This is a genomic window from Stenotrophomonas sp. STEN087, from assembly GCF_056759115.1.
On the sequence record NZ_JBRRCR010000110.1, the window covers coordinates 1 to 11,420 of the forward strand.

Below are 11,420 nucleotides of genomic sequence, written 5' to 3' on the forward strand. Positions count from 1 at the left end.
GCGCGCCGGGGGCGGGCGCCCCCCCCCCCCCCCCCCCCCCCGGGCCGCCCGGGGCGGCCCCCCCCCCCCCCCCCCCCCCCCCGGTTCCCCCCCCCCCCCCCCCGGCCACTACCAGAAACCGCGCAGCCACCGATCGCTGTCAGGCCTCCACGGCCTCTTCCAACGCCGGGTAATCAATGAACCCGGCGGCACCGCCACCGAAGTACGTCGCGCGATCCGGCGCATTCAATTCCGCGCCTACCCGCAGCCGCTCCGGCAGATCCGGATTGGCGATGAACGGCCGACCGAAGCCGATCAGGTCCGCCCAGCCCTCGGCCAGCGCCTGCTCGGCACGCTCGGCGGTGTACTTGCCGGCGTAGATCAGCGTGCCCGGATAGACCATGCGCAGCGCCTGCTTGAACGCCACCGGCATCAGCGGCGCGTCCTCCCAGTCGGCCTCGGCGATGTGCAGGTAGCCCACGCCCAGTTCGCCCAGCAGGTGCGCGGCGGCCAGGTAGGTCGCCTGCGGCGTGTCGTCCACCGCGCCCTGCAGGGTCGTCAGCGGCGCCAGGCGCACGCCGACGCGCTCGCCGCCGGCCACGGCCACCACCACCTGCACCACCTCGCGCAGGAAGCGCAGGCGGTTCTGCAGCGCGCCACCGTAGCCATCGGTGCGCTGGTTGGCCTGCGAATCGATGAACTGGTTGATCAGGTAGCCATTGGCGCCGTGCAGCTCCACGCCATCAAAGCCTGCGGCCAACGCATTGCGGGTGGCCTGCGCATAGTCGGCGATGATGCCCGGAATCTCGCTCTCGGCCAGCGCGCGCGGCATCGAGTGCTGGATCATCTCGCCCACGCCCGCCTCGGGGCCGACCCCGGTCGGGTCGACGAATACCTTCACGCCCTCGGCCAGCAGCGCCGAAGACGAGACCGGTGCGGCGCCATCAGGCTGCAGGGCCACATGGGAGACGCGACCGACGTGCCACAGCTGCGCGTAGATGCGGCCACCGGCGGCATGCACCGCATCGGTCACTTGCCGTCAGCCCTGCACCTGTTCCTCGCTGTGGATGCCCGGGGTCCAGGCATAGCCCTGCCCCTGCGGGCTGATCTGGGTGCCTTCGCTGACGATCAGGCCGGCACCGGCGCGCTGCGCGTAGTACTCCGCCATCTGCGCGGTGGCGACGTTGCCGGCGGCCGCCCGCGAACGGGTCATCGGCGGCATCACGATGCGGTTGGGCAGCGACAGCGGGCCCAGGGTGTGGGGGGTGAACAACATGGCGCGTTCTCTTGCGGGGGGACTGACCGCAAGGATGGGGATCGGCGGTGGCCCGCAACAGGCGCGGATGGGCAAAACAGTTGTGCCGTGGAGGCAAGGGTCGGGGCCGGAACCCTTTCCGCAGGAAAGGGCTCTGACCCCGTTTGCAGAGCCCGGTTACAGCGTCGGCTCGATCTTCAACGCACCATGTGCCACCCGGTCATAGCAGGTGCGCACCACGTCCTCGCCGTACTTCAGCTCAAGCCGCCGCACGATGAAATGACCGCGCGCCATGTCCTGGTAGTAGTCGGTGAACATCGTATTGAGGGTGGCGCCAGCCGCAGCACCCACGATCGGCACCGCCTGCGCGGCGAACTTCTCGGTCACCACCACGCCGAAGCGCGCGGCCACCTTCTCCACCAGCTTGGCCAGCAGCTTGCCGGCCTCCTTCGGCGCCACGCCCAGGGTCAGGTCGCGGCCGGTCACCACGCGCCCGGCCAGCTCGGCCGACAGGTGGCGCATCACGTCGGTCGTAAAGCCACGGGCCAGGTAGTAGCCAGTCTCGCTGGCATCGTCGCGCGGCGAATTGCCGCCCAGCGCGAACACCTCCAGGCAGGCCTGCCGGGTGCTGAACTGAGACAGGTCGAAGCCCTCGCTGCGGGCCACGTCGGCCACCGCGCGCATCATGATGGTGGTCGACACCGGCAGCTCGATGAACAGCGCAGCGAAGCCGAACGCACCACCCACCGCGCCCGAGGTCGCCGCCGCCAGCTTGTGCCAGCGGGTGGAGGCCGACTTGCCGGGCGTGTTGCCCATGCTCCATAGCGCCGCCTGCGCGGACTTCGACAGCGCCGCCTCGACCGCACCATGGATGCGCCCGGAAATGGACTTGGGCAGCGCCTTCACCGCGAACTCCAGCGGCGTGCCGACCAGGTTGGCCATGCGCGCGGTGATCGTCGGCGCCTCCAGCAGGGCGACCGCCCGCTGCAGGTCGGCCCAGTCCTGGGCATCGTGGGCGATATCGCGGGGCAGCAGGATGGGCTCGTTCATGGGGCCGATAGTAGCGCCCTGGAGTTGAACGGATCGTCGCGGGGTCAGAGCCCTTTCCGCTGGAAAGGCATCCGACCCCACCGGGCGGCAACCTCAGGCGGTCGGCAGGCCCGACAGCGCGCCCATGAACTGGCGGTAGTGGCGCAGCTCGGCGATCGAGTCGTGCACGTCGCTCAGCGCGGTGTGGTTGCTGTTCTTGGCCAGTCCGGCAGCCACGGTCGGCGCCCAGCGCTTGGCCAGTTCCTTCACCGTGGACACGTCCAGGTTGCGGTAGTGGAAGTACTTTTCCAGGCGCGGCATCTGTCGGTGCAGGAAGCGGCGGTCCTGGCAGATCGAGTTGCCGCTCATCGGCGAAACGCCGGCCGGAATCCACTGCGCGAGGAAGTTCACGGTCTGCGCTTCGGCCTGGGCCAGGGTGGTGGTGCTGTCCAGCACGCGCTGCCACAGACCGGATCGACGGTGCTGGTTGCGGTTCCACTCGTCCATCGCTTCCAGCGTTTCCAGCGGGTGGTGGATGGCGAATTCCGGGCCTTCGGCCAGCACGTTCAGCTGGGCATCGGTGACCACGGTGGCGATCTCGATGATCGAATCGTTGTCGGTATCCAACCCGGTCATTTCCAGGTCGATCCAGATCAGTCGTTCGTTGGCCGCGCCGTTCTCCACCATCGTGTCGCCTCGTTGCTGGGCAGGCAGGGCGCCCGCCGGTAAAGGAAAGAGGCGCCCATCATACCCTTTCGCTGCTCAGGCCTCGCCCGCATGGTCCTCCAGCAGCAGCGGCGGTTTGCCGCGCTTGGCCCGGAAGTAATTGGTCAGGCGCAGGCTGGCCTCCTTGGCCAGAACGCCACCGTGGATCTCGACCCGATGGTTGTGGCGGCCATCGCCCAGCAGGTTGAACACACTGCCGCAGGCGCCAGTCTTGGGGTCGCTGGCGCCGTAGACCAGCCGCGCCACCCGCGCGTGCACGATGGCCATGGCGCACATCGCACACGGCTCCAGGGTCACGTACAGGGTGCTGCCGATCAGCCGGTGGTTGGCCAGTGCCTTGCCCCCCTCGCGCATCGCCACGATCTCGGCATGCGCGCTGGGATCGTGCGAGGCGATGTTGAGGTTCCAGCCCTCGCCCAGCAGCTGGCCATCGGCGCCCACCAGCACCGCGCCCACTGGAATCTCGTCGAACTCGTGCTGCGCGCGTTCGGCCAGGGCCAGCGCGTGGCGCATCCAGTGTTCGTCGGCGTCGTGCACGGGCACGCCCAGGGTGTCGGTCATGAGGGTTCTCGGCGTCAGGCAGTTCACGCGGCGGCAGTGTAGCGCGCTTCGGCCAATGCCGACCCGCAGGGGCCCGCGCCGCTAGAATGGCGTTTTCCGCAGCACCTTGAGCACGTCCATGAACACACTCCGCCCCTCGCGCGCCTCCGACGGCGATGCCGTTGTCGATCTCTGGCGCCGCGCCGTGGATGCCACCCACGATTTCCTCAGCGCCGAGGATCGCCGCGCCATCGATGCCGAGGTGGTCGGCTTCCTGCCACAGGCGCCACTGCTGCTGGCCGTCGATGCCGAAGATCGGCCGCTGGGCTTCGTGCTGCTCGATGGCAGCCATATGGAAGCGCTGTTCATTGATCCGGAGGTGCATGGCCAGGGCATCGGCCGGCAGCTGGTCGAGCACGCACTGGCCCAGCACCGCCCGCTGACCACCGACGTCAACGCACAGAACGCCCAGGCGCTGGGCTTCTACCTGCGCATGGGCTTTGTCGAGACCGGGCGTTCGGATGTGGATTCGCAGGGCCGTCCCTACCCGCTCATCCACCTGCGCCACGGCGGCTGACGCCGGTCGGGTGGCATCGACGTGATAGTGTCGATGCCCCTTTCAATGCAGGAAGCAACACGACATGGGCGGAAGTGTATTTGCAACGCTGTTGACGCTGGCACTCGCGATCATCTGGATCCTGGTGCCGTTCGCCATCTTCGGCATGCGCCGCCTGCTGGGCGAACTGCTGGCCGAACAGCGCCGCACCGATACCCTGCTGGAACACATCGGCGGCGACCGCATTCCGCCGCCGGAACCGGAACCCATGCCCTGGCGCGCGCCCTGACCGCAGCACCGCCTGCCCCGCCCGCGCGCTAGCCGGACGGGCCGGCCTCGAACGCGGGCGAGTAACTGACCTCGCCACGCGGCATCGGCGCCTGCAGCAGCAACGCCTGGAAGTACTCCGCCGGCACGCCCGGCAGCACCAGCCCCGGCACGCAGCGGAAGCCAAAGCGGCCGTAATAGGCCGGCTCGCCGAGCAGCACGCAGCCGCGCGCACCGATGGCCTGCAACGCATCCAGTGCAGCCTGCATCAGCGCGGCGCCGACACCCTGCCCCTGATGCGGCGGGTCCACTGAAATCGGCCCCAAGCCGAACCATCCCGCGCTGCCATCGCTGATCGCCACCGGCGACACCGCCACGTGGCCGATCACCTGCCCATCCCGCACCGCCACCTGCGAGACCACCAGTTCGCCGCGCTCGCGCAGTGCATCGACGATGTAGTGCTCGGTGTGGCTGCTGTGCGCGGCGTCCTTGAAGGCGGCCGCAGTGACGGCATGGATGCCCGCGATCTCGGCCGGCGTTTCCGTTCGGATCGTCCAGGTCATGGCAGTTGAGTGCGCTTCGTCGTGCAGGTGACCAGCATGCTGCCTGAAGAGTCATCAATGTGAATTGACGAACCACATCACGATTCACCACATTCAAGTGGAAATGGCGTCAATATCTCGCCAATTCGCCGGAGAAGCGGTGGAATATCGTCAAGAAGCCGTCCCATAATCGAGACGTCCTGCTGCCAAGGAACGGAAACCCATCGTGTTTTCCCGTCGCACCGGCCATTGCCAGGAACGTTCTTCGACAGGTCGGCTCATGACCTGTCATCCCCGCTTTCCACCCACCGCTTCCAGCGCCCGACGTCAACGCAGCCTGCTGCTGCCGGGCACGCTGCTGCTGATGCTGGTTGCCTGCCGAACGGAGATCGCCATGACCCAGGAACTCGACCCCGCCGCCGCCGATGTCGCCCAGGGAGGGCGTGGCCTGGCCAAGCTCAACCCCTCGCCCAGCCGGGCCTACGAACTGGTGCTGCGGCTGCAGAACGCACCGGGCGATTTCGCCTTCATCGAAGGCGTCGCCCAGTACGACGTCAGCAACGAGGACCAGTGCGGTTACATCGAACCGGAAACCGGCGTGGCCGCACGCATCACCAGCCAGGAGCCGGTGACCCTGCGCAAGGTGGCCGATGACGAATACCGCGGCACCGTCTACCTGGACCGCATGCTCGACGAGGACTACTACGGTCGCGGCGTCTGCAACTGGGTGTTCAGCGGCGCCGGGGCGATGCTCAAGGCGACCGGCGCCAACGGTGAAACACGCTTCCTGTCCTTCCTCGGCGCCGAGCCGTTCGTGCAGGGTCAGACCGAAACCCGGCACTACCCGCGTGGCGACTATCCCCGCGTGGCCGAACTTCCCGACTACGGCGCTACCGGCCAGCAGGATCCCAGCCGCTTCCGCGCCGAGCTGCGCGACCAGCTGTTCTCCGCCTCGTTGACCGCCAACGAGGTGCGCCCGTGACGCTCACCAGCCAGGACTACGCCGCACTCTCCAGGGATGCCTACCGCGACGAACGCGTGGGCCGCCACGCGCCCGGCCAGGAACAACCGGTCCCGCTCAATGGCCACCAATACCGTGTGCTGGAGCACGTCAACAACCGCCTGACCGGCTACCAGGGCACGATCTACCAGCGCGTGGACACCGACGAGATCGTGGTGGCGCACCGCGGCACCGACCAGATCGTGCGCGATGGCCTGCTCACCGATGCCGGCATGGTGGTGATGCGTCGCAACCTGCAGGCCGACGACGCGCTGGAGCTCACCCGGCGCGCGCTCGAGTACGCCAACAAGCAGGGCCGCGATCTCGGCCACACGCCGGAGGTGACCGTTACCGGCCACTCGCTGGGCGGCACCTTGGCGCAGGTCTCCGCGCACCACTTCAACCTCAAGGGCGAGACCTTCAACGCCTATGGCGCGGTCAGCCTGACGTACCGCGTTCCCGAGGGCGGCGACAACCTGATCAACCACGTCATGGCCGCCGACCCGGTGAGCTCAGCCTCCCAGCATTTCGGCCAGGTGCGCATGTACGCCACCGAAAAGGAGATCGACACGCTGGGCAACTGGGGCTTCAGCAACAGCCGCTTCCGCATGCTCATCCCCGACAGTGCGGTGGGTGCGGCGGCGTCCTCGCTGAGCTCGCACCAGCTGGACAACTTCCTCGGCAACGATTCGGTGTTGAACAAGCCGGAAAGCCAGGAACTTGCGCGGCAGAACGCGAACATGATCAACGAGTACCGCGACGACGTCATCCGCATACGCCGCGGCATCACCATCGGCGCGCGTGGCATCACCGGCAATATCTACGACCTGTACGACAGTGCGCGCGGGCCGCTGCAGGCCGGCGAACCCGAAGCGCGCGACGCGGCAAAGGAGGGTCGCGCCAGCCTGGCCCATCCCGACCATGTCGGCAACCCGCTGTACACCGATGCGCTGCGCGGCGTGCACGCGCAGGACGCGCGCGTGGGCCGCACACCGGATGCCGGCAGCGAGCGCCTGGCCGGCTCGTTGGCGGCGGAAATGCATGCTGCCGGCGGCCAGCGTATTGATGAGGTGGTGATGAGCAACGATGCGTCGCGCAGCTTCGCGGTGCAGGGCCAGGGCGGTGATCCCGGCCACCTGCGTGTATCGGTCGATACTGCTGCGGCAATGAACACGCCGCTGGAGCAGAGCAGCCAGCGCGTGGATCAGCTGGCCGCGCAGCAGCGCCAGGCACAGGACGCAGCGCTGGAGCAGTCGCAGCAGCACGCGCGCACCCTGCACGCCTGAGCACCGCTACCCGGCCGACATACGGCGGCCGGGCCGGCCTCACATCGAACGGGAGCGCTGCTGCTCCTGTTCACGGCTGACCGCTTGCTCCTGCTGGCGGTCCTGCGCGGCAGCCAGCTGCTGGCTGCTCTGTTCCAGCGGCTGCTGCGCGGCCTGCGCGCGATCGACCGAGGCGCGCAGCATCGCCGGGTCGCCCATCGTGCCCTGCACCGCAAACAGCATGCGGCCATCGTTGCTGGCCACCACGTGATCGATCTGCTGCAGGCCGGCCTTCTGCGCGCTCACAGCCAGCGCACCTGCGGCGTTGTCCAGCTCCCGCTCCGACTGCAGGCCACTGCGAGGTCCCAGCTGCTGCAGCTGCGTGCGCGCGTCATCGAACAGGCGGTTGCCGGCAGCACCTGGCTGACCCGGCGCCTGGCCCAGTGACGCCTGCTCACCCACATCGCCATGTGTCAGCCGCTGCATCACGTCCGGGGTCAGCTTCTGCTGCCACGCATCGAAGCGGCGCAGCCGATCCTCGACGCCGTTCATCGCACCGTTGATGGCATACGTCGCCTCACGCACGCTCTCACGCGCGTGTTCGGGCACGTGGTTCTGCCACTGCCACACCGCGATGCGGCCGGCATGCTCAGGGCGCGCGGCCAGCTCGGGATGGTTGACCAGATCCAGGTCCAGCGCCTTGCCCGCGCGCTCGTAGTTGTCCTTGCCGGTCAGCGGCAGATAACCGCGCCCGTGATACTTCAGGGCATCGCCCGGGGCATCGTTGCCCAGGCGGCCGCCATACATCAGCTCGGCCAGGTCATTCGGACGCCCGCGCAGTGCTTCCTGGCGCGCCGATTCCAGCGCGTCGTTGCCGCTGCGCCACGCCGCTTCGACCGGAATCTGCGAGGTCGCCCGGGTGTAGTTGAAGCTCTCGTTGAGGCGGCTCAGGCCACGCGACTCGTGCCCCGCCTGCGCCATGAAGTTGGCCAGCTCGCGGGGGGAATCAATGCCGGCATCCGTCGCCTGCCGCAGCAGTTGCGACTCTCTATCCGTCGACACGGTGCAACTCCTGGATCGTCATCAGCGCGGATTCCATTCCGCCGGTTGGAGCCTGGTTCATGGCAGCGATACCTCGGCGACCGTGGCCGGGTCGAAGTCCTCGAACCGCACGCGCCCCAGTTCCGTTGCCGAGAATTCGCGGATGTTGGTCGCCTCGGTCTCGATGTCCACGACCTTGCGGCGCACCGCTTCGACCCAGCACGCACGATCCGCCGGGGCATAGCGGAAGGTGTAGGTACTGCTCCAGCGCTGGCGGCTGCCACCGTTGGTGATCACGCTGAAAGTGTCTTCCTCTACCATTGCATACGCAAAAGGGTCCCCTGCCAGGCCACCGCGGGTGGAACACGGCACCAGCTTGTCGTTGCGCGCGGCCAGCTGCCAGCGGCCACGGCCATCACCGCGCAGCAACAGCAGCACCCGGTTGGGACCGTGCTGGCCGGGCGACAGCCCTTCCGGCAACGGCTGGTCGATCACCAGCAACTGGTACTCGACGCCCTCGCCATTGCACTCGCCCTTTACCGCTTCCAGCAGGTTCGCGCCGGAGGGAACAAATGCCAGGGCATCGTCCATGTGCGCGCCACTTCCCTTCTCCATCCCCAGCCACTCCTTCAAAAACGCCGCGTCGACCGCCATCGCGGATCATAGCGCCGGGCATGGCGCGTCGGGGAAGCTGGCAAGCGTCACCCGTCGGGCGGGCGGGCACAGTCCTCATGGACGGGAAAGCTCCTGCAGTCGGCAGTACTGGCGCGTCATTTTTCTGACGCACAGTGAGCTTACCGCGAGCAGGTTCGATGCGTCGAAGGGTGTGCAATATGAAAAGCGCTCTTGATCACAAAAAGAGCGCTCCCATCGTGAACGCAGGCCTACTTGATGTAGAGATCGTCCGTGCAAGCGGTCCTGGCGATCCGACACTGATCCTGCGGCACCTTCTTCCAGCCCGCCTTGCCTGCGCACTGCTGCAGGGCAACGATGACCGCGCCCTGCTCTGACATCGCTGCGACGACGCTGGTCGTTCCATTGTCCAGTCCCGCGTGGGCGACCGCCACGCACTGCGCCTGGAACAGCGTCACCAGCGTGCACTCGCCCTTGCCGAACTCCTTGCACTCCTTGATGGCCGCGCGCTTGGCCTTGCCACGCGATCGCATCGAGTTGCTGATGAACGTATCGCCGCGGGCATCCATCGCCACACCGGCGACGGTCTGCACCCAGTTGGGCCGGTTGTCGTATTGCGATCCGCTGGCGTTGACGGGGATGGGGGCACAGCCCTGCACGCCCTGCCCACCGATCGGATACATGCCCTGAGGGCAGTTGCCTTCAGCCAGGGCACTGAAGGGCAGCGCGCCAGCGATCAGCAACAGACACAGGACAAACAAGGACGGGTGTCGCTTCATGAGCTCTCCATTTCATATGAGCGGTGGTTGTTGGCCGCAACCATGATCAACGCAATTGCTGTCCGCAGGTTGCGCCCTGGGTCGCATAATCGCGGACGTACCCATCCACGATCATGATGCTGATGCCGCAACGGTTGTTCACGTCACTGATGACATGGCCATACACATTCAGGCCCTGAACGCGTTCGCCACGATGCAGGAATAGTGTGCGAGAGCCATTGGGGCCATTCTCGACGCGATCCGGCGAACCCCATGTGCGCACGAATTCCTGTTCGGTCCTGCCGATCCACATGTCCATCAGATTATTGCGTCCCACACGGTTGGCAGCGCGAACCGACTCATCCAAGACACGAGTGGTCTCTTGCTGACCGCGTGCGAGGTTTGCCTCCAGACTGCGTTCGGCGCGATCCAACTCAGCATCAGTCGCCCGGTAGGTGAACGCGGGTCGGGTACCGTCTTTCCACAGATTTTCCCAGATGAAGTTCGCGGGCGACTGGCCCACATCACCGATGGGTAGGAAGCCGCGCTTCATCATTTCCGCCGGATTCTTGGCCTTGGGGTCAGGTCCCACCAGGCAGGCGAAACGCACCAGTTGAACCTGCCAGGGCTCGACCGCCTCGGCAATCGGGTCGAACTGCTGGGGCGGCACGTCCTCGATCGGTCGATCCCGCCACTGAACCAGGCTCATTTTCATGGCCACGGTGTTTCGGGCACAGTTCACCGAGTACGTTCTGATCAGGCGATTGGGCTTGGTCGCGTTCTCGTAGACCGTATTGACCTGGACTTCATACACCGGGTCCGGGCCGGCGACGGGCTCACCGGGTTTCGGTGGGTTCTTCCGGCGCAGCTGCTTGAGGTAGGCCTTCTGCTCCTCCTGCGTGGCGGTCTGCATGAAACCCATCAGGTCCGAGCGGCTGTTGAGTGTCAGTGCGTCGACCACCCATGCCTCGCGGCCCGGCTTGTCGCCACCGGCAAATATGACCCAGCTGTCTGTGGCATGCGACGGCGCCGCCAGTGCCAGTCCGGCAATCAGCACAATGTATGGAGAAATCTGCATGGACGGTTCCTTCCTATGACGTGGCGACTACATCACACCTTGCGATGCGCTCCACTATCAGTGAACTCCAACTTGACGTGCGGTTGCGCAACGAGATGGCAGGCTGCCAGACCACGTCCGACAGATGCACGCCACATACAAGTCACCCCAAATCAGGGGCCGGCTGCGCGACCTGCGGCTCAGAATTCCTCGAAGATGGGCTTGGTACAGTTGGCGCACACCTCTTCACAGATGCCGGCAACGTCATTCTTGCACTTTGTCTGCGCGGACATACGCGCGAGCTGAAGAGCCCCAGCTGATGCGATAGCCGCCTGCCCTGCGCCGCTGCGTCCCTTTGGAATGAGCCAGGAAACACATTGATTGTAGTACGTGAAATGGGCGACACAGTCCTTCGCACCGGTAGACTGACAACGCGCCACCGCTTCCCGCTCAGCTTCCTCTTTCGTCCGCTTGCCGTCAGAGAATCCCGCGTCACTTGTCGCCGTAGCCTCGGCAATGGCCCCCCAGGTCTTTATCCAATGCCCTGTTGGAGTGCTGAGCCGAATTTCCTGCGAACCAGAGCTCCCAGAACCGCCGCCGCTTGGTATGGGTGCGCAGCCTTGCGCGCCCTGTCCGCCGATCGGGTAGTAGCCAGACGGGCTCACCCCCGTTTTCACGGACACTTACAAGAAGGCCGATCCAGGCCATGAGGAGTGTTCATGTCAAAGCGTAGGAAGTTCAGTGCCGAGTTCAAGCGTGGTGCGGTTGAGCA

13 protein-coding genes and 1 pseudogene are annotated in these 11,420 nt (G+C 66.5%); 4 read left to right on the forward strand and 10 right to left on the reverse strand.

The genetic code is table 11. From position 1 onward, the window contains the following. Window positions 1-139 precede the first annotated feature (139 nt). The 4 genes and pseudogenes from ACVOK1_RS18830 to tadA all read right to left on the reverse strand — a co-directional run bounded on the left by ACVOK1_RS18830 (window position 140) and on the right by tadA (window position 3,550). Window positions 140-1,255: pseudogene (locus ACVOK1_RS18830) on the reverse strand (alkene reductase). A 156-nt stretch (window positions 1,256-1,411) separates the two neighbouring features. After that, complete coding sequence (locus ACVOK1_RS18835) at window positions 1,412-2,284, reverse strand: EcsC family protein (RefSeq protein WP_406235811.1); 873 nt, start codon at window positions 2,282-2,284, stop codon at window positions 1,412-1,414. 93 nt (window positions 2,285-2,377) lie between these two features. Then, complete coding sequence (gene orn, locus ACVOK1_RS18840; protein ID WP_108769180.1) at window positions 2,378-2,950, reverse strand: oligoribonuclease; 573 nt, start codon at window positions 2,948-2,950, stop codon at window positions 2,378-2,380. A 75-nt stretch (window positions 2,951-3,025) separates the two neighbouring features. After that, window positions 3,026-3,550: a tRNA adenosine(34) deaminase TadA gene (tadA, locus tag ACVOK1_RS18845; protein WP_313144785.1), complete on the reverse strand. Its 525-nt coding sequence runs from the start codon at window positions 3,548-3,550 to the stop codon at window positions 3,026-3,028. Window positions 3,551-3,668: 118 nt separating this feature from the next. Here tadA and ACVOK1_RS18850 point away from each other — a divergent pair, with 118 nt between their 5' ends. Together ACVOK1_RS18850 and ACVOK1_RS18855 are read left to right on the forward strand one after the other, a co-directional pair. After that, a complete protein-coding gene (locus ACVOK1_RS18850) occupies window positions 3,669-4,106 on the forward strand; it encodes an acetyltransferase (RefSeq protein ID WP_481562913.1) in 438 nt (145 codons plus the stop codon). Window positions 4,107-4,170: 64 nt separating this feature from the next. Further along, complete coding sequence (locus tag ACVOK1_RS18855) at window positions 4,171-4,374, forward strand: hypothetical protein (RefSeq protein ID WP_481562914.1); 204 nt, start codon at window positions 4,171-4,173, stop codon at window positions 4,372-4,374. Window positions 4,375-4,402: 28 nt separating this feature from the next. Here the strand turns inward: ACVOK1_RS18855 and ACVOK1_RS18860 are convergent, their stop codons facing one another. Continuing rightward, window positions 4,403-4,915, reverse strand: coding sequence for a GNAT family N-acetyltransferase (locus ACVOK1_RS18860; protein WP_481562915.1), 513 nt, complete (start codon window positions 4,913-4,915; stop codon window positions 4,403-4,405). A gap of 373 nt (window positions 4,916-5,288) precedes the next feature. On the opposite strand from ACVOK1_RS18860, the gene ACVOK1_RS18865 reads away from it, so the two are divergent. Beyond that, window positions 5,289-5,876, forward strand: coding sequence for a hypothetical protein (locus ACVOK1_RS18865; protein WP_239501540.1), 588 nt, complete (start codon window positions 5,289-5,291; stop codon window positions 5,874-5,876). Next, window positions 5,873-7,180 (forward strand): XVIPCD domain-containing protein, encoded by a 1,308-nt coding sequence (locus ACVOK1_RS18870; protein WP_481562916.1) that lies wholly within the window; start codon window positions 5,873-5,875, stop codon window positions 7,178-7,180. Before ACVOK1_RS18865 ends, ACVOK1_RS18870 begins: the two co-directional genes overlap by 4 nt. Before the next feature lie 39 nt (window positions 7,181-7,219). Here ACVOK1_RS18870 and ACVOK1_RS18875 read toward each other — a convergent pair whose 3' ends face one another. The 5 genes from ACVOK1_RS18875 to ACVOK1_RS18895 all read right to left on the reverse strand — a co-directional run bounded on the left by ACVOK1_RS18875 (window position 7,220) and on the right by ACVOK1_RS18895 (window position 11,331). Further along, on the reverse strand, window positions 7,220-8,221 hold the full coding sequence (locus ACVOK1_RS18875) for an XVIPCD domain-containing protein (protein ID WP_481562917.1): 1,002 nt from the start codon (window positions 8,219-8,221) through the stop codon (window positions 7,220-7,222). A 57-nt stretch (window positions 8,222-8,278) separates the two neighbouring features. Next, window positions 8,279-8,815, reverse strand: coding sequence for a hypothetical protein (locus ACVOK1_RS18880; protein ID WP_481562918.1), 537 nt, complete (start codon window positions 8,813-8,815; stop codon window positions 8,279-8,281). 269 nt (window positions 8,816-9,084) lie between these two features. Continuing rightward, a complete protein-coding gene (locus ACVOK1_RS18885) occupies window positions 9,085-9,612 on the reverse strand; it encodes a DUF4189 domain-containing protein (RefSeq protein WP_481562919.1) in 528 nt (175 codons plus the stop codon). A gap of 46 nt (window positions 9,613-9,658) precedes the next feature. Further along, a complete protein-coding gene (locus ACVOK1_RS18890) occupies window positions 9,659-10,669 on the reverse strand; it encodes a hypothetical protein (RefSeq protein WP_481562920.1) in 1,011 nt (336 codons plus the stop codon). Between the two features lie 179 nt (window positions 10,670-10,848). Further along, the gene (locus ACVOK1_RS18895; RefSeq protein ID WP_481562921.1) at window positions 10,849-11,331 is read right to left on the reverse strand and encodes a DUF4189 domain-containing protein; all 483 of its coding nucleotides are present in this window, start codon (window positions 11,329-11,331) and stop codon (window positions 10,849-10,851) included. Window positions 11,332-11,420 lie beyond the last annotated feature (89 nt).